The 25,502-nt window shown below is 46.4% G+C and carries 21 protein-coding genes; 13 read left to right on the top strand and 8 right to left on the bottom strand.

What is annotated here, in order from left to right; translation table 11 throughout:
* The first annotated feature begins 125 nt into the window (after positions 1–125).
* Positions 126–2,306: a hypothetical protein gene (locus QT992_RS16120; protein WP_333336690.1), complete on the top strand. Its 2,181-nt coding sequence runs from the start codon at positions 126–128 to the stop codon at positions 2,304–2,306.
* A gap of 657 nt (positions 2,307–2,963) precedes the next feature.
* On the opposite strand, the gene rph is transcribed toward QT992_RS16120, so the two are convergent.
* Positions 2,964–3,683: a ribonuclease PH gene (gene rph, locus QT992_RS16125; RefSeq protein WP_333336651.1), complete on the bottom strand. Its 720-nt coding sequence runs from the start codon at positions 3,681–3,683 to the stop codon at positions 2,964–2,966.
* Between the two features lie 131 nt (positions 3,684–3,814).
* Entirely contained in the window at positions 3,815–4,381 is a 567-nt protein-coding gene (locus tag QT992_RS16130; protein ID WP_333336688.1) for a nucleoside monophosphate kinase, read from the bottom strand.
* A 356-nt stretch (positions 4,382–4,737) separates the two neighbouring features.
* Between QT992_RS16130 and QT992_RS16135 the strand changes: the two genes are divergently transcribed.
* Entirely contained in the window at positions 4,738–5,265 is a 528-nt protein-coding gene (locus QT992_RS16135) for a P-loop NTPase family protein (protein ID WP_333336649.1), read from the top strand.
* Between the two features lie 127 nt (positions 5,266–5,392).
* Here QT992_RS16135 and QT992_RS16140 read toward each other — a convergent pair whose 3' ends face one another.
* From QT992_RS16140 to QT992_RS16150, 3 genes are all read right to left on the bottom strand, one after another.
* Positions 5,393–5,656, bottom strand: coding sequence for a hypothetical protein (locus QT992_RS16140; protein ID WP_333336647.1), 264 nt, complete (start codon positions 5,654–5,656; stop codon positions 5,393–5,395).
* A gap of 496 nt (positions 5,657–6,152) precedes the next feature.
* On the bottom strand, positions 6,153–7,652 hold the full coding sequence (locus tag QT992_RS16145; protein ID WP_333336645.1) for a GUN4 domain-containing protein: 1,500 nt from the start codon (positions 7,650–7,652) through the stop codon (positions 6,153–6,155).
* A gap of 366 nt (positions 7,653–8,018) precedes the next feature.
* A complete protein-coding gene (locus tag QT992_RS16150; RefSeq protein ID WP_333336644.1) occupies positions 8,019–8,180 on the bottom strand; it encodes a hypothetical protein in 162 nt (53 codons plus the stop codon).
* An 82-nt stretch (positions 8,181–8,262) separates the two neighbouring features.
* Between QT992_RS16150 and QT992_RS16155 the strand changes: the two genes are divergently transcribed.
* Positions 8,263–9,714: a hypothetical protein gene (locus QT992_RS16155; RefSeq protein ID WP_333336641.1), complete on the top strand. Its 1,452-nt coding sequence runs from the start codon at positions 8,263–8,265 to the stop codon at positions 9,712–9,714.
* A 47-nt stretch (positions 9,715–9,761) separates the two neighbouring features.
* Here QT992_RS16155 and QT992_RS16160 read toward each other — a convergent pair whose 3' ends face one another.
* The gene (locus QT992_RS16160) at positions 9,762–9,929 is read right to left on the bottom strand and encodes a hypothetical protein (protein WP_333320117.1); all 168 of its coding nucleotides are present in this window, start codon (positions 9,927–9,929) and stop codon (positions 9,762–9,764) included.
* A gap of 552 nt (positions 9,930–10,481) precedes the next feature.
* Here QT992_RS16160 and QT992_RS16165 point away from each other — a divergent pair.
* The 10 genes from QT992_RS16165 to QT992_RS16210 all read left to right on the top strand — a co-directional run bounded on the left by QT992_RS16165 (position 10,482) and on the right by QT992_RS16210 (position 23,493).
* Positions 10,482–13,307: an ATP-binding protein gene (locus tag QT992_RS16165; RefSeq protein WP_333336639.1), complete on the top strand. Its 2,826-nt coding sequence runs from the start codon at positions 10,482–10,484 to the stop codon at positions 13,305–13,307.
* Positions 13,304–14,698, top strand: a complete 1,395-nt coding sequence (locus QT992_RS16170; RefSeq protein WP_333320120.1) for a response regulator — start codon at positions 13,304–13,306, stop codon at positions 14,696–14,698. The genes QT992_RS16165 and QT992_RS16170 overlap by 4 nt, the downstream gene beginning before the upstream one ends.
* Before the next feature lie 71 nt (positions 14,699–14,769).
* Positions 14,770–14,919: a thiamine S protein gene (locus QT992_RS16175; protein ID WP_333320122.1), complete on the top strand. Its 150-nt coding sequence runs from the start codon at positions 14,770–14,772 to the stop codon at positions 14,917–14,919.
* A complete protein-coding gene (locus tag QT992_RS16180) occupies positions 14,897–15,286 on the top strand; it encodes a hypothetical protein (protein ID WP_333320123.1) in 390 nt (129 codons plus the stop codon). The genes QT992_RS16175 and QT992_RS16180 overlap by 23 nt, the downstream gene beginning before the upstream one ends.
* 254 nt (positions 15,287–15,540) lie before the next feature.
* Positions 15,541–16,008, top strand: coding sequence for a ribosome maturation factor RimP (gene rimP, locus QT992_RS16185; RefSeq protein ID WP_333040953.1), 468 nt, complete (start codon positions 15,541–15,543; stop codon positions 16,006–16,008).
* A 293-nt stretch (positions 16,009–16,301) separates the two neighbouring features.
* Positions 16,302–17,585, top strand: coding sequence for a transcription termination factor NusA (nusA, locus tag QT992_RS16190; protein ID WP_333320125.1), 1,284 nt, complete (start codon positions 16,302–16,304; stop codon positions 17,583–17,585).
* Between the two features lie 435 nt (positions 17,586–18,020).
* Entirely contained in the window at positions 18,021–18,335 is a 315-nt protein-coding gene (locus tag QT992_RS16195) for a YlxR family protein (protein ID WP_333152294.1), read from the top strand.
* 382 nt (positions 18,336–18,717) lie between these two features.
* Entirely contained in the window at positions 18,718–21,906 is a 3,189-nt protein-coding gene (infB, locus tag QT992_RS16200) for a translation initiation factor IF-2 (protein WP_333320126.1), read from the top strand.
* A 407-nt stretch (positions 21,907–22,313) separates the two neighbouring features.
* Positions 22,314–23,027, top strand: coding sequence for a low-complexity tail membrane protein (locus QT992_RS16205; protein WP_333336637.1), 714 nt, complete (start codon positions 22,314–22,316; stop codon positions 23,025–23,027).
* 241 nt (positions 23,028–23,268) lie between these two features.
* On the top strand, positions 23,269–23,493 hold the full coding sequence (locus QT992_RS16210) for a hypothetical protein (RefSeq protein ID WP_333152289.1): 225 nt from the start codon (positions 23,269–23,271) through the stop codon (positions 23,491–23,493).
* 633 nt (positions 23,494–24,126) lie between these two features.
* Here the strand turns inward: QT992_RS16210 and QT992_RS16215 are convergent.
* Entirely contained in the window at positions 24,127–24,702 is a 576-nt protein-coding gene (locus QT992_RS16215) for an alpha/beta hydrolase (protein WP_333320129.1), read from the bottom strand.
* Positions 24,703–25,037: 335 nt separating this feature from the next.
* Positions 25,038–25,346 (bottom strand): DUF3493 domain-containing protein, encoded by a 309-nt coding sequence (locus tag QT992_RS16220; RefSeq protein ID WP_333205267.1) that lies wholly within the window; start codon positions 25,344–25,346, stop codon positions 25,038–25,040.
* Positions 25,347–25,502 lie beyond the last annotated feature (156 nt).

A 25,502-nucleotide genomic window follows, 5' to 3' on the forward strand; every position in this document is an offset into this window, starting at 1 on the left:
AAGCCACCCCTTTATCAGAAACACCAAACTGGTCTACTTCTGCTACAAACCTAGAACCCTCATCCCAAAATTTAGCCCCTGAACCTGAACCCACAGAACCCCCATCAACTAATAATCCTAACGGATTGCCCCAACCTTCTGCGCCATCTACTGACCCCGATTACATTATTCCATCTCAAAGCGCTCCAAGCGTTTCCGACCTTCCACAAGCCACCCCTTTATCAGAAACACCAAACTGGTCTACTTCTGCTACAAACCTAGAACCCTCATCCCAAAATTTAGCCTCTGAACCTGAGCCCACAAAACCCCCATCAACTAATAATCCTAACGGATTGCCCCAACCTTCTGCGCCATCTACTGACCCCGATTACATTATTTCACCTCGAATCGCTCCAGACGAAAAAATTAGCCCATTCACGACCAATTTACTTCTCAATGACATTCCCATCAGCCATCTAACTGAATGGGAGTTTAGTGGTTTCCATACTTTTGCTGACACCACAGACAGCGATATGTTTTTCAATGGGACTCTTAAACTTAACAGTCGAGTCATTGAAAGTTTAAGCCGAACTAATATTTATAGAGTAGACCAAAAAGGCACTTATTTGCAACTGCGGACTGTTCCCCTAGAACGAACAATTACAACGACAACTACCGCACCCCAAACCATGACGGGGTTAGAAATTCAAATGAGTTTAACGGCCGCTTGTATTTTTCCCAATACTCCCAGTGACCAACAATGTACTTATACTCCAGGTTTAGTTATCGATCGCAATAGTATAGACCCAGAATTTTTCGTGCCTACCCGCGTCTTTCAAACGTCTCAGGTTGGGGAGGTTGTCAAACCGGAAACTTTGGCTTTTATGCAGCTTCCAGGCTTTCAAGGGGGAACCAGCAGTCAACCGATTGGTGTCGATTTTTATTTTCCCAATTCGGGTGCTTATCCGGGAAACAGCCAATCCCAAAAAACAAAAGTTGAGAGAAAAGAAGAAGTTGACTCTACGATTGCAGGTACTGTTTCGCGAGTTCGTCAAGTTGTTAAAGCCAATGATCGAGAAGCCGTTTTAGGACGAACGATTCGAGGCTTTACTCTCTTTGTTGATGATGAAAATCGCTGGCTCAATACGGCAATTCAAGCGGGCGCGCAAATTTTACCCGATGTCATTCCTAACCTACAAGGCAGTAAAAATCCGGTTAATACTAATATCAACCGCAACTTATTTTTAGCCGCTAATAATACTCGTTTACCCAGCAGTAGTTTTACGATATATTCCGCCGGACTCGGACGGGCAGAAAGTTTAACGCCTAATGTCACCAGCATAAATCAAGTTCCTAAAGCGAATTATAATAGCCTTTGGCTCGGTCTTTCTCCCGTGATCGATCGCAATATTGAAGATGGTCGAACCTTTTACGACCCAACAGGCCCACAAGTCACCCTTGTGGATGCTGGTGCAGAAGGTGGAGCAAATAGCAATGTACAGTTATTCTCTGCGGTTAACCAAAATCAGTATTCTACGGCCAATTTGCAGAATTTTTATGCCCAAGTTTATTTAAGCTTTTTACAGCAAGATGTCAACTTTGTGAGAGAAAGTATCTATGGGGAAGAAACCCGTTACTATCCTCATCTCAGCTTTACCGGAAACTGGACGGGAGGCGAAGATATCCTGCGATACTATACGGGTGTGATTGCTTCAGAAAAGCCCAAACTCTACCTCGGTGCTGATTACACGAGAAATACGCTAGATAATTGGAGTTTTCGCGGCGGTGCGATTGGTTATCTCAACCCCGATCGCGATTATTACAGCCAACTTTGGGGGAGTGTAGCCAAAACCTTTCGCTTCAGTAGGCGGGCAAATTTAACCTTATCAACTGGCTTCAATTATGCTCTCGATCGAGAAACAAGAATTGGTGATGTACTTAGTATTTCACCAGCTAGTGAAATTGCCGTTAGCGCTCGCCTGAATTGGGGAATTTTTTCTCTGGGTTTGACCAATTATGTTGGTGATATCCTTCCCAATTCCTACGACGATCGCTTACTGGCTGAGCTAACCATCCGTCCTCTAAGCACTCTCACTCTGTCTGGTTATATCGCCCCCATCGATAAAAACTCCACTCGCTCTCTCTACGGTGCTAGTGTAAGTTGGCAACTGGAAAATAAATACAACAGTCCTACCCTATCCCTCAATTGGCAAAATAACCAATATGATTATGGTGATGATGTTTTCGGGAATCGTTTATTATTGAATGATAATGTTTTTACGATCCTTTTTCGCATTGGTTCTTCAGCTAATCCGCTCTCTCGTTAATCTTACCCAGATTAGAAGCCAACTAATTTGCTAAACTAAAAAATCAGACTTCTGCCTCATCCCCGCCTGTGAACCGTTTGAGAAAATCTAGGCCAATAGGGAGTCTCACCGAGATTAAGCTGTTGTGCATTTAATTTGTATGTTGAGGGCGGGCTCTCCTGCCCAACCCCTACTCCCCACAAGAGGAAAAAATAATTTTACTATGCAATTTAAATGCGGATTAGCTTACCTCATTTGCGAGTTAATCTGCTTCGGACGGCAGTGCCATAATATTTTAGGACACTAAGTACGGAAGAACCTTGGGAGCATCTCAATGAAAGCAGCCCAGCTAGAAATTGGAGTTTTGAGGCTCTCTTGCTGCGGGGCAGGAGGCAGGAGGAAAGAGGCAGGAGGAAAGAGGAAGAACGAAGGAGGCAGAAGAAGTGTTTTTACAAATATGAGATGCTCCCAGAACCTTTAAACCTTTCTTTGAGCCTTTGATTAACATTTCAGCACAGTAAGTAAGGAAGAGCCTGATTTACAATCATTGTTAACAGATATATTTTCCTCTTTAGCCCAAATTTAACATATTTTTTGGGGCAACTTTTATCACTTATTTATTCACTTTCAACACTTCTGCTCAACTATTATACCTGAGAAAAATTGAATTAGATTTACCTACTCCACTAAAGCTTGCCGCTGAGCCTCCAACAATTCCTGAATTCCAGTTTCTGCCATATCCAAAATTTGATTTAACTGACTCCGACTAAAACTTCCCTCTTCCGCAGTTCCCTGAATTTCTATTATATTCAAATCTCCATTCATCACCACATTACAATCAATTTCAGCCGCCACATCTTCAAGATAATTCAAATCTAAAAATGGCTCGCCTTCCAAAAGTCCCACAGACACGGCTGCCACTTGACGAATAATAGGCGATCGCACTAAATCACCTTTTTGCACCAACTTATTCAAAGCATCAGCCACAGCCACAAACCCGCCAGTAATTGAAGTCGTGCGAGTCCCAGCGTCCGCTTGCAAAACATCCGCATCGACAAGTATGGTGCGTTCTCCCAATAGTTGCATATCCAAGCACGATCGCAAACTGCGCCCAATCAACCGCTGAATCTCTTGAGTGCGTCCCGATAATTTCATAAATTCCCGCTCTTGTCGCTGCGGTGTAGAACCCGGCAACATTCGGTATTCCGCTGTCAGCCAACCTTGTCCGGTATTCTCCAGAAATCTAGGCACTCCCGGCTTGATTGTAACGCTGCAAAGTACCTGAGTATCGCCACTTTTCGCCAGTACGGAACCGCTAGCAAATTTGGTAAACTGTCGATCGAAACTAATCGGACGAATTTGATTTGGTTGTCTGCCATCGGGACGTTGGAAAGACATAATATTTAGGTGATTGGTAATGGGTAATTGGGCCTTAAAACTTAAAAAGTGGGTAGTAATCTTTCGGGTTTTTTTGATTCTGTAAATATCGAGTCCTTCAATCTAAAATCTAAAATCTAAAATCTAAAATCCTATAATGATTGGCCCTTAGCCTCGATTAATTTGAGAATATCCTGCTGGACTTGTTGTGGGGATTGATCGCCATCAATAGTTAACAGTTTGTTGCGGTGTTCGTAATACTCTAAAAGAGGAATAGTGCGTTCGTGGAACAAATCGAGCCGACGCTGTAAAATTTCAGGATGGTCATCCGATCGATCGCGCTCGATCGACCTACTCAGCAAAACCTCGATCGGCACTTTCAGCCAAACTGCCCAATCTAGCTCCTGGGCCAAATCCTCTAATAAAAAATCCAACTCCTCAGCTTGAAAAGCCGTTCGCGGATAGCCCTCCAACACCCAGCCATTAAAGACATCCCACAGCAGCAGTCGGCGGCGAAAGAATTCAATCATAGTTGCGTCGGGAACTAATTCCCCTCTTTCGACATAAGACACCGCCAGCTTGCCTAAATCTGTGTCTTCTGCGATCGCCTCCCGTAGAATATCCCCCACAGCCAGCAAAGGAAGGCTCAAATTGCTGCACAGTAGTTCAGCCTGAGTTCCCTTTCCCGCTCCTGGCCCTCCCAGAATCACCACTCTCACAGTCCCTGCTCCTAGTGCCGCGACATTCAAATTTTACGCGATGTGTGTACCTTTTCTTAAAAGCCCTGGACGAAGCCAGACTCTCATCACCTTGGTTTTTCACCCTATAACTGTATAAATGTCAAGCTCCACGCCGTATTTTGGTAAAAAACCCCGTTTCTGCCTAAGTGCTAATTGAGTTCAAAAATCGAACAAACGACTGCGAATGCCACTGCCGCGAGCTTTTGACAACTTGTATATCTAGCGTTCGATCCGATGTGCACTCGGCCCAGTACACTATATATTGTTAAGCAGGCTTCAGCCGCGTCAAGGTCGGAGCTGCACTCAAGACTTAGTTGCTGATTAAATATTGCCCTATGGTTGCTCAGTTACAAACCCCTACACTCAATTTAACCCACAGCTTGCCCTACACAGTTCAAGGGCTGGTGCAAGTCTTTACAGGCCCGCACCGCTGCTTTTTTACCAGTGTCATGGCTCAAGCCCTCAGAATTGCAGGACAGGGAGCTCCCGTGCTAGCGGTGCAGTTCCTCAAAGGGGGAATTAATCAAGGACACCAGCATCCGGTGCGACTGGGGCAAAATTTAGATTGGATGCGCTGCGATTTGTCACGCTGCATTGAGAATGCCGATTTAGATGAGCTGGAGACGCGATCGATCGAACAATTGTGGCAGTATGTTCAAAATGCGGTGCGCGAAGGTCGTTATTCCTTAGTTATTCTCGATGAATTGAGTTTAGCGGTTAATTTGGGCTTGATTCCCGAAGCCGAAGTGGTGGCATTGATTGACAACAAGCCGCATCATTTGGATATGATTTTTACCGGGCCATCCATGCCGCAAAGAATTTTGGATGTTGCTGACCAAATTACTGAAATTCGCCGCAGTTAAGGACAATGATTCAAGTTGCGATCGCCATTTTAGCGATCGCATTTTTTATGTAAAAAAAAATATGTAAAAAAATAGGCGACCGCTTAGCTCAAAGAGCGATCGCACGCCGATCAATTTACCAGCGACGTTACGCTTGAACTACCGGATCGAACACAACAGTCAATCGATCCGCCGGAACCATCCGCTTGAGAATTTTCAAGTGACCGTCTGCATCAGACCAACTGCGAAACTCACCCACAACCACCTTTTCCACATTGGGAAGCGAGCGAACTATAGTCCACGGCTTGAGACGTTTTTCTTGCAACATACTAAATAAATCTCCTTGGTAAATTGTAGCCAAAGCCAGTCCCAATGGTTGGCCACCGGCGAGGACTGGCTTTTGACTTTGCAAACTTGCCCTTCTCTAAGAACATAGCACAAAAAAAAGGGTTTGGGATTATATCTTATTTTTCGCTTTTTTTAGAGATATTTTCTACATAACAGATGATTAAACTCAAAATTTATTAACTCTTTAATTCCCAACTCAAAACTATTTCATGACTAACACTTGGACTTCGCTTCGGGTGCAGCCTCACTAATAAATTCTGCCTTCTACCTTCTACCTTCCTTTTACTGATACCAATTTAATGTGAAGTTGCATATATTTCGATCCCCCTCGCATCCCCCTTAATAAGAGGGACTTTGACCAAGCTCTTGTCCCCCCCTTAATAAGGGGGGTTAGGGGGGATCAGATTCTATGCAACCTCATATAAAATTGGTATGAGATATTGCACCATTCTCAATAAGTTTTTTATGAACAGGCTTTCCGGCCTGTTCCACAAAGAGTGAATTTTCTTGTGGAACAGGCCGAAAAGCCTGTTAAGCGAGAATAGTGCAAGATGTGAGTTTTACAAATCCCGCCGCGACAGCAGAAACCAGATCCCACCCAAACCCAAAACACCGCACAAAACCCCGCCTTCCCACCCAAAAACAGTCCCCCCCGGCAAATGTCCCGGCTTTGCTTTAGAAGTAAAATTCAGCTCCGAATAGTATACCCACTGGCTGTTAACCCGCCAGCCCACTCGATCGCCAAACTTCTCCCAAACTGTAGCATCATAAACACCAGGCTTTCCCCCCAACTTGAGCCACAAACCCTTTTGCACAGAAAAACCGAATCTGCGGTGACTGTGCCGCACCCAAAGTTGATCGATAGTCTGCAAATCCTTAGCTGGAAACTTCCTAATATCTTCCTCACTCAAATAACCCCGTGAATTTTGCTGCATCACCTCCAGCATTTTCACAGAAGTTTCCTCATCCGCACCACGCCAATTTTTAGCAGCCAGCAGCCTTGCCAAGTGAGAATAATCAATACCTTTTTCCGACTCTAAATTCACAGAAACTAGCTGAGTATCAGTCACCGGTTGAGTCGGAACCGAAGGACTAATGACCGTTGCCTGCTGCGACTTTTCCAGGACTGGGACAACAACAACAGGAGGTTTTAAAGCATCCAAAACTTCCACAGCCGATTTGTAGCGATCTTTAACATATTCCTGAATCAACTTATCCAAAACCTGAGCTAAAGCGTCGCTAATTTGTGTTCCTTTTGGCAAAGCCTCCCTCCAAAGCCACCGGCCTTCAAGCGGATCGTAAAGGTCATCGTGAATGTCCCCGTAGATATCCAGATAAGGCATAACAGAAGTCAGCAAGCGAATGCAAGTCACCCCCAAACTGTAAAGGTCGCTAGCAGGAACAGCCCTACCGTGACGCTGTTCTAGAGCCGCGTAGCCAGGAGTTCCCAACTTCGTTCCTGTTTTGGTCGGAGCAGCAGCTACTACCTGTTTAGAAACCCCAAAATCTATCAGCACTAACTTACGATCGCGAGCTCGGCGGATCACATTCTCAGGCTTAATATCGCGGTGAATTACATTTCTGTCGTGAACAAACTTCAATAAAGGCAACAAATCTAACAGCAGTTCGCAAGTTTTAATTTCGCTATAAGCACCGTACTTATCTAACTCATCCTTTAAATTATTGCCATCAATAAACTCTTGGACTAAATACAAGCGCCCATCTTCCTCAAAATAAGAAATTAACTGAGGAATTTGCGGGTGCTTCAGTTCGTATAACCGCCTGGCCTCTTGTTCAAACAGTCGAACATATTTTTTAAAATGACCGGGCTTCCGCTGAAACTCTTGAGGGGGTGACAACTGTTTGATCACGCACAATTCCTCAAATTTTCCATGATTAACAGCTCGGAAAGTCCTGCCAAATCCCCCATCGCGCAGCGGTTCAGTTGCTGCATAAAGGTCTTTTAGCAGCAGCTTTGAACCACAATTAAGACAATACTTTGTGCCTGGTGGGTTCTGACGCTTGTCTCTTGGGCAATCGAGATTAAGGCAGTATGTCATATATTAAAAAAATGCGAACAAAATTATAGTCAGGGTTTTATATTATTCAAGAGTCCGATCGCGAGCTGGTTTTTGTAGAGGCGAAACCTCGAACCTTACGGAGGCGGCAGCCACCTTCGCCATCAGAGGAGGCGCTCTCGCCAGACTGCCCCTGAGCAAGTATAACTCTCTTGAGGGTTTGACCTCAAACTCGAAGTCCTCATCTAACCTTAGACTCCGCTGCGTGCAATACATTTGATTGAGCGGTCAAAGAGCCACCAGATCAAACAAAAATAGTAATTTATTACCAGCCCCGTGAGTTCTGCAAGGCAAAAAAAAACTGAGGATTCCGCCTGAGATATAATTTTATTGCCAGAGAGAAGCACACTAAGGGGAGCCACAGCTTCCGTCAAGTTCGATCGACCTTAATATTTTAGCAGTATAATTTTTTATCGAACCAAGCCTAATCAACAGTCCAAAAATATCCAACAAACGCACGTTAAAATAAATACTAGCTTCCTCGATCGCCATCCGAGATCGATCAGACACTTAGCCCGTTTTCCCTGTTTCCTTTTTTCAGCTATTACCAGTTACATCTAATTCGATCGGTCTACTTAATTAGGAACCGCTAGTGACACCAAAACTACTGCCCTCTCCAACTCCCAACTCCCGCAAAAAATCACCAAAAGTACCTTGGTTCGAGCGGTTCATGGCACTGGTCGCCCTAGGAAATTTAAGCCTAGTATTATTTGACATAACTTACGTGCCCGGACGTGATTTCTACCTCCGGCAACTGCCAGTTCTAACTCAAGTATACGACCCATTTAAAGGAATTAAACCCCACCGAGACACCCAGCAATATCTGGAAAGCTTAGAAGAATTAAAAATTCAAGTAGTGCAAACAGGGTTGCCCTCTCCCCAAGTAGCAGCCAAATTGCAGGAAATAAACAATCTGAGCGCGAAAATGATCGACGAAGATCCCTTTCGAGTAGCATCAAAAAGCGGCACCCTAGAAAAAATAAAAGACCGGATGCGCGATCGCGTCCCGAATCCGCAAGACTCCGCTAAACAATCATTCCAAAGATTCTGGAGCCCTAACTATTTAAACCAACAAGGCTGGCAAAAAGAAATCCAGTGGTTTGACTCCAAAATCAAGCCATTAATCGCCACCAACTATTACCGCGAGATCGGAGACAACGGCGAATTCACCGATAACTTCTGGCTAATTGACCTGCCATTCATTGCCATATTCGCGATCGAATTTCTAGCCCGTACCTACTCTATCAGCCGCCGCCACCGCAGCGTCACTTGGCGATCGGCGATGCTCTGGCGATGGTACGACATCTTCCTGCTGCTCCCATTCTGGCGCCTGTTGCGAGTATTACCCGTCACAATTCGCATCCACCAAGCCAAAATGCCGGATCTCCAACCCATACGCACCCAAATCAGCCGAGGTTTCGTCGCCAACTTCGCCCAAGAATTGACCGAAGTTGTAGTAATTCAACTCATCAACCAGATGCAACAATCAATTACCACAGGCGAACTCGCTCGTCAACTCTTTAAATCCCCAAAACAGCGCTATCTAGACATCAACAATATCAATGAAATAGAAGCGATCGCCACCCATCTAGTGCAAATAACCGTCTACAAAGTCCTCCCCCAACTCCAGCCCGACCTAGAAGCCCTCCTCCGGTACAATATTGAAAGCTTCCTCAAACAATCCCCCCTCTATCAAGGATGGAAGCAAGTACCCGGCCTGGGAAACCTGCCCGAACAGCTAGCACAGCAATTAGTTGCAGAACTCTCAAAATTAGCCACCCTCGGCCCCCAAGATGCCTACGAAGCCTTCAAAATCGCCACCGAAGACCCCATCGGCATGAAACTCTCAAGCCAGCTAGTCCAACATTTCGGGCAAGCTTTAGGAACCGAACTGCAACAGCAGCAAACCTGGCAAGAAATACAACTGCTGCTGTGCGACTTCCTAGAAGAGTTCAAAATCAACTACATTCAGCGGTTGAGCGAAGAAGACTTCGAGAAAATTTTAGAACAAGCCAAAGAACTGCAACGGATAGCCCCGCGTTAGCGCAAGTCTCCACCGCTTTACTGATTTTTTTCTTCCCCAATTAGCAATTAGCAATTACCCTGCTGTAACTCCTGCACATGAAACTTGCTGGAATTGTAAAGTTTCATGTGCGATCGGCATTCTCTACGAGAGTCATCTGCAGGGTTTTGCCTCACATCTTCAGCGCGGTAGTGAGTTAGACCGCCGTTAGGGTTCTCAGCGGCCTGGCGTGTCATGTTTTTAGCGAGAAAGGTCAATCGATTTTAGATTTTCGATTTTAGATTTGAGATTGAAGCATTGACCCCACCGATAAATACGTTCGGCAAGTTTCATCGGATACAGGTTTTTTATTTCTGGACGAATGAATCACGTGGCGGGTATCCTGGATGCTTTCGGTCAGTTTTTTTAGACGTACATTATATCAATTTATATGTAAGTTTGATGAGATTATACTTTTTAGAGTCAATCTGTAAAGTAAAGTTAAAAATTACTAAAAATAGCTCTAAACCAAGTAATCTATTAGATATGATTGCTAACTGGTTTCCTAAAGGCTAAAAAAATTTACCAAGGCTAAAAAAACTAAGGCGCGTCAGTATCTTTCGTCAGCTCTTATTATACCACTATCAGAGAAAACACGTAAGTAGCCATGCTTGTTTAAGCAAGTTACTGTCTCAAACTTTTCACTAACTATTATAGATTGCTTTTCAATATATATTTCCTCAGCCTCATTTCACTAAATCCACTGAGATTTTTCAGCCAACTCGTTACCCCAGGAGTAACACCAATAAATGTCACAGACCTCTGCAACCACTTTCCTGTCAAACCGTTATAAAAAAAAGGTGTCCCTGCGCCTGATTTTAGTATTCCCATTCGTTCTGCAAATATTTGCTGCCGTCGGGCTGACAGGCTGGCTATCCTTACGCAACGGGCAAAAAGCAGTCAACGAAGTTGCTAGTCAGTTGCGGAGTGAAATTACGGCCCGCATCCAGCAGCAGCTCAACACTTACCTAGACACAGCCCCTCGCGTCAATCAACTGAATGCCAATGCCCTTCGCCTAGGATACTTAAATCCAGACGAATTGGAGAGTATGGAGCGCTATTTGTGGGAGCAAATTCAAGCCTTTCCTTCTCTCCCCCAGATGGGTTTTGCTACTAAAACGGGAGAGTTCATTGCCATTGAACGCCAAGAGAATGGCCAAGTAGTTTTTAAAATAGCAGACAAAGAGCATCGGAATGAACTTCATATTTATGAATCTGATAGCAAAGGCAATAAAACGAACCTCTTAACAGTCTCCCGCAACTACAATATACTCAGCCGTTCATGGTATAAAGACAGTGTACGCTTAGGCAAGCCCACATGGAGCGAAATTTTTTCGATTGTAGGTCAGAAAACCCTCTCGCTTCCTGCCGGACATCCAGTGTATGACGAAAGTGGCGAACTGCGTGGAGTATTCGTTGCTAATTTATTGATCTCTTTCCTCAGCGACTTTCTGCAAAGCTTAAAAATGGGTCGATCGGGACAGACATTCATTATGGAACGTTCGGGACTCCTAGTAGGCAGTTCAACTCTCAAAGAAGCCTTTATCACCAACAATGGCAAACTCGATCGCCTGAATGCTTTAGATAGCACAGATGATTTAATCCGGCTGACAACAGCGCATTTAAAAAAACACTTTGGCGACCTCACTAAAATTAATAGCTCTCAGCAATTGGATTTTACGATCGCCGGCCAGCGGGAATTCCTCCAAGTTATGCCCTTTCAGGATAGCCGAGGATTAGACTGGCTGATCGTCGTCGTCGTTCCTGAAAGCGATTTCATGGATCAAATTAACGCCAATACCCAGACTACCATTTTGTTGTGTTTGGGAGCCTTGGCGCTCGCTACCGTTTTGGGAATCTTAACCGCACGCTGGATTACCAGCCCGATTCTCCGTTTGAGCGCAGCTTCTAGGGCGATCGCCAGTGGCGACTTAGAGAAAAATGTGCAGGTAAAAGGCATAGAAGAACTAGAAGTCCTGGGTCAGTCTTTCAACCTTATGGCACAACAGTTGCGCGAATCCTTTGAGGCGCTAGCCAAGACCAATTCCGAGCTAGAAATCCGAGTAGAAGAACGCACTGCTGAACTCACGGAAGCCAAACAAATCGCTGATACTGCAAACCAAGCTAAAAGTGAATTTTTAGCGAATATGAGTCACGAATTGAGAACGCCACTCAATGGAATTTTAGGATACGCTCAAATCCTAGAACGCTCAAAAACGATGGCTCCGAAAGATATCCAAGGCATCAGTATTATTCACCAGTGTGGTTCCCACCTGTTAACCCTGATCAATGACATCTTAGACCTCGCTAAAATTGAAGCTCAGAAATTGGAACTGTACGCGAAAGATTTCCATTTTCCTTCCTTTTTGCAGGGAGTCGCGGAAATCTGCCGCATCCGAGCCGAACAAAAAGGAATTGCTTTTGTTTATCAACCCAGTTCGGAAATTCCTGCTGGCATCTACGCTGACGAGAAACGCTTGCGACAGGTACTAATTAACTTGCTGAGCAATGCAATTAAGTTTACCGACTCGGGACGAGTGACTTTTAAGATAGAACATCTGGAAAAGGGGACAGGTGAAAAGGTACAAAGCCATGACCAAAAGCCAGCCTCACCAATTCACAAAATTCGGTTTCAAATAGAAGATACTGGCGTTGGTATGACACCAGAACAATTAGAAAAAATATTTTTGCCTTTTGAACAGGTAGGAGACAGCAAGCGGCAGGCGGAAGGAACCGGACTCGGTTTAACAATTAGCCAGAAAATTGTCGAAATGATGGGTAGTACAATCCAAGTAAAAAGCCAGTCAGGAGTCGGCAGTGTTTTTTGGCTAGATTTGGATTTACGGGAAGCTGCAGACTGGGCAAATACAACCACGATTGCCAAGCAAAGAAAGCTAGTTGGGTACCAAGGTAGAAAACAGAAAGTTTTGGTTGTGGATGACAAATGGGAAAACCTCTCGGTGATTGTCAATCTGCTGGAACCGCTCGGCTTTGAAGTAACCGAAGCTAAAAACGGTCAAGAAGGTTTAGAAAAAGTAGAAGAGTTGAAGTTCGATTTGATTATCACTGACTTGGTGATGCCAGTGTTAGATGGCTTTGAGATGATGCGCCGTATCCGAAATTTGTCACACTATAAAGATGTGGCAATCATTGCTTCATCTGCCAGTGTATTTGCTACCGACCAACATAAAAGTTTCGAGAGGGGAGCCAACGATTTTCTCGGTAAGCCAGTGCAGGCAGAAGAGCTATTTGAGATGTTGCAAAAGTATTTAAAACTTGAATGGATATATGAGGAACAAAAGCATGAAAAAATCAGCACTATTCCCTTTTCCTCTGATCCTAAATCACTTTCTGAATCGAAATCTGTAGTTGCTCCCCCCCCAGGAGAAATTGAACTTTTATTTGAACTGGCGATGAGAGGCAACGTGAAAGGACTTGTGAAGCGCAGTGAGCACCTAGAGAAGTTAGATCAGAAATTTGTGTCCTTTGCTGTTGAGCTGCGCCAGTTAGCCCAAGGCTATCAGGTGAAAAAAATAAAAGAGTTTATTACATCCCACAGGATAGAAAAAGAATGAAGGCAGCAAATATTGAAACAAGTAGCATCTTAATCGTCGATGATAATCCTAGCAATCTGGACGTGCTTTCTGAAGCTTTAGCGGGTTTTGGATGGGAAATATTGGTAGCAACTGATGGCGAAACTGCCATCGAACAGGCTGAATATACTCAGCCGGATTTGATTCTGTTAGATGTAATGATGCCAGGAATTGACGGGTTTGAAACCTGCCATCGCCTGAAGGAAAGTCCGTTGACGAACGAAATTTCGGTAATTTTTATGACGGCTCTTTCTGACATAGGAGATAAGATCAAAGGCTTTAATCTAGGGGCTGTGGATTACATTACTAAGCCCTTTGAACAAAAGGAGGTGTTAGCTCGCGTCAACCTCCATTTAAAACTGCGTTCTTTGACTAAAACTCTCGCAGACCAAAATCTGCTTCTTAAACGGGAAATTGAAGACCGGCTCGCAGCAGAAGCAGCGTTACATCAGCTCGCGCAGGAGTTAGAAAAACGGGTGGAAGAACGAACGGCTGAACTTTCTCAAGCTTTGGATAATCTTAAAAAAGCTCAGGTGCAAATCGTTCAAAGTGAAAAGATGGCTTGTCTTGGTCAACTTGTAGCTGGGGTAGCTCACGAAATTAACAATCCAGTTAGTTTTATCTCCAATAATATCCCTATTGCCAAGGAATATATTGCCGATTTGATCGAGATGACTCGGCTTTGCCAGCAGCACAACGTTACTTCGACATCAGAATTTGAGGATAAGTCCCAGGAGATTGAGTTAGATTTTATTGTTGAAGATTTGCCAAAAATTATTGATTCAATGGCGCTAGGAACAGAGCGACTTTACAATCTTTCTATGTCACTGCGTAATTTCTCTCGCTTGGATACATCGGCCCTAACGCCCGTGAATATTCACGATGGGCTAGAGAGTACCTTATTAATTTTAGGGCATAGACTGAAATCTAAAGGAAGTTTCCCAGGAATTGCAGTGATTAAGGAGTATGGGGAATTGCCGCTAGTAGAGTGTTATCCGGGGCAACTTAATCAGGTATTTATGAATATATTGGCGAATGGAATTGATGCTTTAGAAGAGTCTACGATCAGTTGTCCGCTGTGCGGGGAAAAGAAACAGAGCAATGACACTCCACAGATTCGGATCTGCACTGAAATGCTTCAGGATGACAGAGTGGTGATTCGGATTGCTGATAATGGGGTTGGCATAACTCAGGAAGTAATGCAGCATTTATTCACGCCGATGTTTACTACTAAATCAGTAGGTAAAGGGACAGGTTTAGGTTTGTCTATTAGCCGTGAGATCGTAGAACGAAAACATGGTGGTAAGCTGACTTGCATTTCCTCGCCCGAATGGGGGGTAGAGTTTGTAATTGAGCTTCCTATTCAGCATTAGTAATGGGGATTTTTTAGGGTGAATCTTAGTAGGGCTATTTTGTCAATATATAGTTAATCTGGCGATCGCCCATGTCTAATCTACCAATCACCATCACTGTCAAACTCTTGGCCGCCTATCAAGAAGCAGAGGGCTTGTCCGAAGAGAAATTAGAATTTCCCAAAGAAACTCCCGTATCGCAAGTCCTAGAACGCCTGAGTGACCATCGCCAACAGTTCTAGGGGCGATCGCACATCTTGCACCATTGTCAATAAGCTTTTTAGGAACAGGCTTTCCGGCCTGTTCCACAAGAAAATCTACTCCTTGTGGAACAGGCCGGAAAGCCTGTTAAGCGAGAATGGTGCAACATCTCAGATCGATCGCACCCGCTTGGGTATCAACCAGGAATTTGCCCTCGCCCCACCCCACTCCAAAACGGTGATGAAGTCGTCCTTATTCCCCCTGTCAGCTCTCCCCTTCTGCCCTCGGACAGTCCGCCGAGGGCGATCGGTTTGTCACCGGGCGGGCGATCGAGCTAAACTGAGAACTGAGGCCTCTCTTCGATCGGAAGAAGTCCTCAAACTTCTTGGAAGAAATTGTTTTACCTAGGAGTGGGTCAAGCCCACTTTTTTTGTTGCATTAGTCGCAGGAAAAGAACTCAGGGCGTCTGACTTGCAAGTTGAGGACTGATTTAGTAGGGGTAATCCCCCCGCTTGAGATCCCTGCTGGGATGTTGGGTAAGTCCCAAAGTTGAAGACGAAAGTCGCAGCCACCTAATCAAACCACCTCAAAACCAAGCAATCTCAACAACAAATTTTTCCTTGCCGTGTCCGAGTTTAGGAGTTTTAACTTAAGTATTCGATATGACTCATCCCCTAATCCCACAAATCATTGACTTAGCTACCCCCGTTGCGGAAACACTGGGATTGGAAGTAGTGGGAGCAGTGTTTCACACCAACCAAAATCCTCCCGTCTTGCGGGTAGACATCCGCAACCTCCAACAAGACACGGGTTTAGCCGACTGCGAGCGCATGAGCACAGCCCTCGATGCCGAGTTAGAGGCAGCCGACATCATACCCGATGCCTACGTGCTAGAGATTTCCAGTCCCGGAATATCCCGATTGCTCAGCAGCGATCGAGAATTTATTACCTTTAAAGGTTTCCCCGTGACAGCCAAAACCACCGAACCGGACTCGCGAATCAAAGAGTGGAAAGGACTACTCCTGGGCCGGGATGAAACAGCGGTTTATCTCAATCAAAAAGGGCGACAGGTTAAAATTCCCCGCCCTCAGATTGTCAAAGTTGAACTAGACGAAGGAAAGGAGATGTAAAGGGAAATTTTGAGTGTTGAGTTGTAGGGGCGGTGCCCCTGTGCCCGCCCGATTTGAGTTTTGCGATTGCCTCGCAGCAAGCTGAAAACGCTTGGCTGCGAGTTAATTTTTAACAATCACATCTGTAGCAGCGGGATGAATAGGAACAACAAAGAAATTGTTACAGCACCTAGCTTCCTTAATCCTATTCAGTAACTCATCACTCCTCTGTCATCACTCTTTCTCGAAAATTTCCAAGTACCAATTACCGATTACCAGTTACTTATTACCACAGCAAAAAAGGAGAGTTTTATATGTCAATGGTTCCCCTGCCCGGACTAAAAGAAATGGTCGAAGGCATTAGCAAAGAACGCAATTTACCCAAACACGCCGTCCAAGCAGCCTTGCGAGAAGCCCTGCTCAAAGGATACGAACGCTACCGCCGCACCCAAAAACTGGATCACTTCAGCGAAGAATACTTCGACAACTTTGATGTAGAACTAGACGCCGAACAAGAAGGTTTCCGCGTTTTAGCCAACAAAACTATTGTCGAAGAAGTCATCAATCCCGATCACGAAATCTCACTTTCCGAAGTGCAAGAAGTAGCCACGGAAGCTCAACCGGGTAGCATCGTGCTCGTAGACGTAACACCAAATCAAAAAGAATTTGGTCGCATGGCAGCGATCCAGACCAAACAAGTTCTCGCTCAAAAACTGCGCGACCAACAGCGCAAAATGATTCAAGAAGAGTTTAAAGATTTAGAAGAAACCGTTCTTCAAGCAAGAGTGCTCAGGTTTGAGAGGCAGTCGGTAATTTTAGCAGTTACCAGCAGCTTCGGTCAGCCCGAAGTAGATGCCGAACTCCCTAAGCGCGAACAGTTGCCCAACGACAATTACCGGGCAAACGCTACATTCAAGGTTTATCTCAAAAAAGTAGGCGAAGGCTCAACTCGTGGGCCGCAGTTACTTGTTTCTAGAGCCGACGCAGGTTTGGTGGTTTACCTGTTTGCTAACGAAGTACCAGAAATAGAAGACGGGGTGGTGAGGATTGTCGCCGTAGCCAGGGAGGCAAATCCGCCATCCCGGCACGTCGGCCCCCGGACTAAAATAGCAGTTGATACTCTCGATCGCGACGTAGACCCTGTAGGAGCCTGCATCGGAGCGCGGGGATCGCGGATTCAGGTAGTAGTCAACGAATTGCGCGGCGAAAAAATCGACGTGATCCGCTGGTCTCCAGACCCAGCAACTTATATTGCTAACGCTCTGAGTCCCGCTAGAGTAGATGAAGTGCGTTTAGTTGCTCCAGAAGGCAGGAGAGCTCACATTTTGGTCGCTGAAGACCAACTGAGTCTCGCCATTGGCAAAGAAGGTCAGAACGTGCGTCTCGCAGCCCGCCTCACCGGTTGGAAAATCGATATCAAAGATATTGCTAAGTACGATCGCGCCGCCGAAGACAGCAAATTGGCAGCAGAAGCAACTAGGCTCGAAGAACTAGCAGACGACTACGACGCAGACGAAGCAGGCGACTACGACGAGGAAACCGCAGAATTTGAGCAAGAGGAGGCAGCCGCCACGGAGGAAACCGAAGCCGCTGTCTAAAAACGGTGACATTTACCGAAGAAGAATTCAGAATTCAACAGCCAGAATCCAGAATGGGTTCTGTGCGACAGGATGGAGAATCGAGGTTGAAAGCCCCCGATTTTAATCGTGGAACACCAAAAATTCTTTCCGTAACCCTTACCCCTGACTTGAGGCATGGCGTATTTTGAATTCTGAATTCTGTCTTCTGACTCCTTGTCATAAGATTTTCTATCTTCGGGAGACAAGGAGGACTTGTCCCCTACTCGCTCCTCTCCCCCCAGGGCGGTTTCATTCTCAGGAAAACCGCTATTTTGACTCTTGTAGTGCCAAGAATGCCTACCCCCCCACAGACGATTTCACAGGCCTTTGGGACATGGGGCAACCACGGGGGGATTGCCCCGGAGCGAGAATGAAACAGCCCTGCCTCTCCCCCTACTCCCCCTCTGACAAGAAATGAAACCGAACTACCGGTGCTGTGCAAGTTGTCGAAAAATAGCTCCTAAGGAAGCTTTTTGGCGAGTAGTCAGGCTCTATCCTTCTCATCAGGTACAATTAGATCGTGGCATGGGCCGTTCTGCTTACCTTTGTCGGGAAGCAGAATGCCTCAAAGCAGCTCAGAAAAAAAATCGACTTGGGCGATCGCTCAAAGCGTCTGTGTCTGACGAACTGTACCAAACACTTTGGCAGCGTTTAGCCACATCTGACTGTACATCTTACTCTGGCCTAGCCGGACGAAAAACCGACAATAGTTCGGCATCGACTGTATAAACCCTCTTGGCAGCCCTACCAGTAATTACCGGTAGCGCCAGCTATAAAACCCCAATCCGATCTGCCCACCAGTCTGGAAAGATTTGTGTCAGATTAGATAAGGGTAGGGTACTAGCAGAGGTATCCTCAAGGTGGAAAGGCAAACTTTGAAGCTTGAGAGAGTGGGTTTTGCCAAAACTCAGACTTCGGAGTTCCAAGTTCCCAAACAGACTTGAGAATTCTTCAACCGCAGACTTCAGCGAGTTGCATCTTCTAGATAAAATTGCTGAGCGAGTACCAAAACCCCGATTCCTGACACTGAATCAATCACACCGAATGATGTCGTCATTAGCACAAAAAATCACAATGTAAAAACTGGTTGGCACAAAAGAGGGCAGAGTGGATGAACAACGGCAAAGTAAGAATTTACGAATTATCACGGGAACTAAATTTGGATAATAAAGACATCTTGGCAGTATGCGAGCGGCTCAATATTTCAGTCAAGAGCCACAGCAGCACAATTACAGAATCCGAAGCAGAGCGCATTCGCAAAACGGCGGAAAAATACGTAGCCAGTAGCCACTCTTCCCCCGGCAAGCCAGCTCCACCCGAAAGAGCAGCAGCGCCATCGAGAGAATCTGGCCCTCACCCTAACGACCAACAAAAAAAGCAGCAAATTTTAGAAATACGCAGTCCAAAAGTACGTCCGGCTGGTGCCTCCTCCCAGCCTGCAGGGAACGAGGAGAACAAAAACCAGCCGGCGGCAACCGTGGCAACTCCTCCCAAGTCGCCTGCAGCTCAACAACTCCAGCCTCCAGCTAAACCGAATATCAATCGACCTGTACTGTCGAAGCCAAATGTCGCTGTGTCGGCGGCTCCGTCAGAAATAGTGTCGGAAACAGTGTCAGAAACAGTTTCGGAAACTGTAGGTGCGATCGCCCCGGAAACAACCGCTCAGGCTCAGGCACCTGCGGCACCTCAACCGCCGTCGGAAAAGGCTCCCGAACGCACCAAGCAACCGCCGATCGCCCCCCCTGCGCCGTCGGCAAAACTCACGTCGCCGCCAGTCAGAGGGGCGTCCGAGTCCGCTAGCCGTACCCCACAAAATCTGGGAAACAAGCCGGTACTCAAACTTGCAAAAACCGAGCAAGAGCAATCAGGACAGTCAGAAACTCTGGAAGCGCCGGCTAAACCGAGCCGCCCCAGCAGACCTGCACCGGGAGGTACCGAATCTCGCGACGCGCAAAGACCGCGCCGGGAAGGCGCTGGTGGGCCAGTCAAAACTCCACTGGCCGCTCGACCCCAGCCCGGTGGCCCGCGCCGGAGCCTTGCCCCCGCAACGTCAGCTACCGGGCTGCGTAGCCGCGGCGGTGACACCGGAGCGCTAGGGGATGACACTGATGACAATGAAGAAGATAATACGCCGTTGCTGGAGATTCCTCTCCTCGAAAGGCCCTCCCTCCCTCGTCCTGCCAAAAAGACATCGGTCATTTGGGAAGAAGATGATGACGAAAACTCAGATGCTGCAAAAGCTGCCAAAGCTGTTAAGGCAAAACGTTCTCGCCTCAAACCCATAGACGAGGATGACGATGACTTAGAAAACGGCTTGGATCTGCCAGCACCAGTCACGGTCAGCCTGTCCCTAGCCCGCCCAGCGAAAGCGAAGGGACAAGCAGCACCCAAGTCAACACCAACTCCGGGCGCACCCGGAAGCAGCGGAAAAAATAAGAGACCAGGCCCTTCTCACGATAAAAGTTCTTCAGGTTCGAGCGGGGGACGCGGCAACCGGGGCAAAACAGCCGAAGCTAAGGTAGAACGTCCAGAAAAGCTGCTGCTGAGCAGGCCGATGACCGTTCAAGAACTAGCAGTTACTCTGGCTGTTCCCGAAACCGAAATTATTAAGCGGCTTTTCTCTAAAGGAATTGCGGTAAATATTACCGAAACCCTGGACATTCCAGCGGTGAGGATGGTAGCCGAAGAAATGGGCGTAGAGGTGGAAACCCCAGAAAAAGTAGCCCCAGCTATCAAAGTGATCGAGATGCTGGACGAAGCGGATTTGGAATACCTCGAACGCCGTCCCCCAGTAGTCACGATTATGGGTCACGTGGATCACGGTAAAACTACCTTGCTCGACTCGATCCGCAAAACCAAGGTGGCTCAGGGAGAAGCTGGGGGCATTACCCAGCACATCGGTGCTTACCACGTGGATGTGGTACACGAAGGCAAGAGCCAGCAGGTGGTATTTTTGGATACGCCCGGTCACGAAGCCTTTACAGCGATGCGGGCTAGGGGAACACGGGTTACGGACATCGCCATCTTGGTGGTGGCGGCGGACGACGGCGTGCGACCCCAGACAATTGAAGCGATCAGCCACGCGAAAGCGGCGAAAGTGCCAATTGTCGTGGCTATCAATAAAGTTGACAAGGAGGGTGCTCAGCCGGAACGGGTGAAGCAAGAGCTTACTGAGTACGGCTTGGTCGCAGATGACTGGGGCGGCGATATCACGATGGTTCCAGTCAGCGCGATCCGAGGCGAAAACCTGGATACTCTGTTGGAAATGATTCTGACAGTGGCGGAAATGGAAGACCTCAACGCCAACCCCCACCGACCGGCTAAGGGTACTGTGATTGAAGCTCACCTCGACAAGGCAAGGGGGCCGGTGGCAACTCTGCTGGTGCAGAACGGCACTCTGCGAGTGGGCGATATTGTGGTCGCAGGCTCGGCTTTGGGCAAGGTGCGCGCCATGATCGATGACCGGGGCGATCGCGTAGAACACGCAACTCCATCCTTCGCGGTGGAAGTGCTAGGGCTGCGGGAAGTTCCTCGCGCCGGAGACGAGTTTGATGTCTTCGCAAACGAAAAAGAAGCTGCGGCGATCGCAAGCGGAAGAGCTACCTCCCGACGAGATTCACGCCTGCTGCAAGGCGGCCGGATCAGCCTCAGCGGCTTCTCTCAACAAGCTAAGGAAGGCGTTCTCAAGGAACTCAACTTGATCTTGAAGGCAGATGTCCAAGGCTCCCTCGAAGCAATTGTTGGCGCTCTGACTCAACTTCCTCAAAAAGAAGTTCAACTCCGACTGCTGCTATCTGCTCCTGGGGAAATTACAGAAACGGATATTGACCTCGCTGCAGCCAGTAATGCTGTAATTATCGGGTTCAATACTACTCTGGCCACCGACGCTCGCCTCGCGGCTGACCAAGCTGGCGTAGACGTGCGGGAATACAGCATCATCTACAACCTCTTGGATGACATTCAAGGGGCGATGGAAGGCCTGCTGGAACCCGAATTGGTGGAAGAACCTTTGGGTCAAGTCGAAGTGCGCGCTGTCTTTGCGATCGGTCGCGGGGCTGTGGCTGGATGTATGGTACTCTCTGGCAAAGTCATCCGTAACTGTAAGGTGCGGGTGCGCCGGGGCAACAATGTCGTTTATGAAGGTGTCCTCGACTCCCTAAAACGGATGAAGGAAGATGCCAAGGAAGTCAATTCTGGCTTTGAATGCGGCATTTCTTTGAGCGGGTTTAGCGACTGGGCGGATGGCGATATGATTGAAGCCTACCGGATGGTTACTAAACGCCGGACTCTCTCTCAATAGTTTTGAGTTGTGAGTGTTGAGAGGGAAGAGAATTTTTGAGCGATCGCAACCAAATTGCCGATCGCTCGCAACTATTCTCTTCACTCAATACTCCCAAACTCATCTGACAGTTGACAGTTGACAGTTGACAGTTGACAGTTGACAGAAAGAAGAAGGAAGAAGGAATTAAGAACTTCCTAATCGTCTTTACCCTTGCTTAAAATTTAAAATTCGCTCCCTCAAATAAGAATTACCGAAATAAACCAGATTTCTGCTTGTAAGTCCTCGGTTTGATAGCTAAATATTTACTCCTGGCATCGGATTTCAGAGTCAAGAGTGCATCCCAAAATCTCAAAATCCAAGATTCAAAACTCCTAATTCAAAACTCATAATTATTTAAAGTGCGTTCTTTTTGGTCAGATCCTTTCTTGTGGATTCATCTTTCTGGGGCGGCTGCACTGCCGATATTCCTAGGAGTGTGCTTGCTGGGACTCGCAGTGGGTTCTCCCCTGCTCCCTGTCTGGTTAGAAATGTTTTTAGTGGCTGTAGCAGGTATTGTTCCTGTGCTGTGGATGCAGTGGTTCCGCCCTTTTTACATTTTTAGTATTTTAGTTGTGGCGGTGAAACCGCAGAATTTAACTTCTGTGCAGCACCGGCTTCTGACTCGGTTTAAAACTAAGTTAAATCAAGGAATCGCTCTTTTTATCGCTGTTTTGCTGGCAATAATTTTGTGGCAACTCTACCGATTGGCTCCCCTCGCGGCAACGGTTGCTCCCTTTCCTCCTTCCTGGCGAGTGGCTGGATTGTTGTTGGCAGTTGCTGCTTTTTTAGCTAGCAATTTGTTTTTGCAGGTGTCGGCTAGTGTCATGGCGGTTTTGCTGACGCCGGAATCAGAATTTGCAGCGACAAAGCCTCATGTTGTAGAAAAAATTAGGCAGGATTTTACGATCGCACCTTGGCAAGTCGATCGACTTTTGCCGGCTTTGGCAGCCGAGACAACTGCCGCTGTGGCTGCACCTGTAGAGTCAATTGAGCCAGCATCCAGCATAGGCAATTCGTCAGCCGGCAGTGTTGTCAACCCAAAGCCTGCTGACACCAACGGCGTTACATCCCTACCCGAAGAGTCGATCGAAAAAAAGTGAAATAAAAAATTAATAGGGGGACAATTGTAGTTTAAGCTACTTTAATTTGTACAGATGTATGCTGTGAAAAAAATAGGTAAGGCCCCTCTTCTGATAGAGATTATTAATAGTCTTAATATTTAATTTTTAATTGCAAGTTGTGGAGATTTTAGGTTGGCTCTTTGGAGAGAAGAATCTATAATAGAGAGTGTCAAGGTCAGCTTTCAATCCTTACAGGGGATTAAAACAGAGGTATAACAATATGGCGAATTATCTACCGATCGCACAAGAACCTCAAGCCGCCGAGCCGATCGAGCTGTGCGAAGATTCTGAAATCTGGGGCAGTCTCAAATCCGCGATCGGCGCAAGTTCAGGATTTCAACGCTGGCAGCTAGAACTCAATTTTGAGCGTCAGCAGCAAAATGCCACCATCGATCAGCAGGTTCGTTCCTATCTGCGGGAAACTTTAGAAACTTTGGCTTATTGAGTACCCTAAAACCAAATATTGTCACGGTTTGTGAATTTTATAGCCCAATTCTGCTGGCATCCCCTCCAATATGCTAAGTGAGTGCCGATAGTGAGTGTCGAGAGTGAGTGTCGATCGGAACTTCGGGCATCAAATTGCAGGGGACAGTATTTCTCGGCGTTGCTGATTTACGGTATGAAAGGCTAAATATGCAAGTCATAGAAACCAGTATCCACAAAGCTTCTGCCTTTTCAACTTATTTTTTTCATACCCTAATTAAGCAACGCCCAGCAAGCCCTATTTAAATTAGTCACTCATCTCCAAATATTTGACTTTCCCAAGCTTTTTAACTATGGTTGTTTCTCACAAATCATTTAGGATTACTATACTTCAGGAGCAACTTTTCGTAAACTCTCGAACATCTATCCCGATCTAGATTTGACAGCGAAGTTATCTGATTTTACATTTTAGATTTTAGAATTAGGAATGACTGATTCCCGTCTGGTTTGAAGCTGGCCGGCAGTTAGATTTTGTTTTTAACTCGTGTCAAAATTAGGCAAATTTTGCACAAAAAAAATGTAACTCCCCTGTAGATGCAGGTTCAGGAATATTCTGCGATCGCTCGAAGCAATCAACCGTCCTTGACCAAATCCACTACAATCGAGGCAGACGAATCTTGTTCAAAATGTCTTGCAGCCGTTCGGAAACGCCGCCCAATTGTTCTGACAAAGCTACAAGTTTGCCGTAAGCTTCAACTAAGCGATCGCCCTCAACATAAACTTCTGGAGTAGGATAATTCTTCATCGCTTCCAGCATTGTAATCTCGTTATCATTAGTTGCAGACAGCACCAAGGCAGATCTCAAAGCTTCTCGATTGGCATTCCCAGAAGGAGTGCGAATTACCTGACCCACCTCATCAAGAATTATTTCCCCAACCTTACTGTTAAGCGTCCGATCCAAAAAGCTTTGACTGACTTTTACTGGTCTCGTCAGACTGTTGCGAACCGCTTCGGGGTCTTTTTTTGCTTTTCCCAGCAGCATTTCTAACGCGGGCGACATTTTCCCAGTTTCTGCAAAAATTTCTAATTCGCTGACGGGTAAAGTCATTCGGATCGCACTGTATTTGAGCACTACCTTTTCGGCAGCCGCCGCAGCATTGCTGTAAAATACAATTCCCGCGCCTGCGGCTAAAAATAGTGTCCACCGCCCTTTGAAAAATGACTTGCTCATAGTAAAATCTCCCAAAATCTTTTTCTAATTCGACTGTGACACATCTACCAATTTCCTGCTCCTAGCAAAATGCCTAACGCCAGCTCTTCTATCAGTGAAGGCTGGCGCTGGGCTTAAATTTATTTTATATATTTAGGGTCTTTATGAAAGCTGACCCCAATTGAACGAATGACAAGCGGTTTATGATTAGGGCCTTTAAATTTGCTGACCCCAATTAAAGCCACATTCTTAGTATTACAGGGATCGCTGGGAAACCACGATTTCATAATAATTTCTTTATATTTATAACTTTTCCTTGCCTCAGATAGATTTTTGTCTCGATTTGTAAATTTTTGTTACTTCGACTTCGGGGATCGGCCCTCGGCGCGCTGTTCCCAGCGAAACAGGAACACCATCAGGGCCACAACTCCGACTTGGAGGGCAAAATTAGGCAAAGCAGAACCAATTTCCCGGCCAGAGGCAATTTTAGCGAGGAAAACCAAGCCGCCGATAAAGCCCGAAGCGCCACAAGCTACGTAAACAAACTGTCGCAGAGGCCGATAGGGAGTGGCCATTTCTGCGGTTAAACGCTCGTATTGTTGGCGGCTGAGGTTGCGGGGGTTTTTTGGGATGTATGTGCGATCGTCCGAATTGGGGGCTGGCATAGATTTAGAAAATAAGTAAATTAGGATTGGGCCACAAAAACCGGGTTTCTACCAAAAATCCTCTGGCTTAGGTAGCAAATACTAGCGAAAAACCGGGTTTTTGGTACTGGGTGCGCCAGAGAGAGTGAATATTAGACTACAACAAAGAGCTCACAC

The organism is Microcoleus sp. T3_D1 (genome assembly GCF_036700405.1).
Lineage (GTDB): Bacteria > Cyanobacteriota > Cyanobacteriia > Cyanobacteriales > Microcoleaceae > Microcoleus.

Coding starts and splice junctions, on each gene's coding strand:
- rph (WP_333336651.1), bottom strand. CDS start 3,683: ATGTCTTTCCAACGTCCCGATGGCAGACAACCAAATCAAATTCGTCCG.
- QT992_RS16135 (WP_333336649.1), top strand. CDS start 4,738: ATGGTTGCTCAGTTACAAACCCCTACACTCAATTTAACCCACAGCTTG.
- QT992_RS16145 (WP_333336645.1), bottom strand. CDS start 7,652: ATGACATACTGCCTTAATCTCGATTGCCCAAGAGACAAGCGTCAGAAC.
- QT992_RS16160 (WP_333320117.1), bottom strand. CDS start 9,929: ATGACACGCCAGGCCGCTGAGAACCCTAACGGCGGTCTAACTCACTAC.
- QT992_RS16165 (WP_333336639.1), top strand. CDS start 10,482: ATGTCACAGACCTCTGCAACCACTTTCCTGTCAAACCGTTATAAAAAA.
- QT992_RS16170 (WP_333320120.1), top strand. CDS start 13,304: ATGAAGGCAGCAAATATTGAAACAAGTAGCATCTTAATCGTCGATGAT.
- QT992_RS16175 (WP_333320122.1), top strand. CDS start 14,770: ATGTCTAATCTACCAATCACCATCACTGTCAAACTCTTGGCCGCCTAT.
- rimP (WP_333040953.1), top strand. CDS start 15,541: ATGACTCATCCCCTAATCCCACAAATCATTGACTTAGCTACCCCCGTT.
- nusA (WP_333320125.1), top strand. CDS start 16,302: ATGTCAATGGTTCCCCTGCCCGGACTAAAAGAAATGGTCGAAGGCATT.
- QT992_RS16195 (WP_333152294.1), top strand. CDS start 18,021: ATGAAACCGAACTACCGGTGCTGTGCAAGTTGTCGAAAAATAGCTCCT.
- infB (WP_333320126.1), top strand. CDS start 18,718: ATGAACAACGGCAAAGTAAGAATTTACGAATTATCACGGGAACTAAAT.
- QT992_RS16210 (WP_333152289.1), top strand. CDS start 23,269: ATGGCGAATTATCTACCGATCGCACAAGAACCTCAAGCCGCCGAGCCG.
- QT992_RS16215 (WP_333320129.1), bottom strand. CDS start 24,702: ATGAGCAAGTCATTTTTCAAAGGGCGGTGGACACTATTTTTAGCCGCA.
- QT992_RS16220 (WP_333205267.1), bottom strand. CDS start 25,346: ATGCCAGCCCCCAATTCGGACGATCGCACATACATCCCAAAAAACCCC.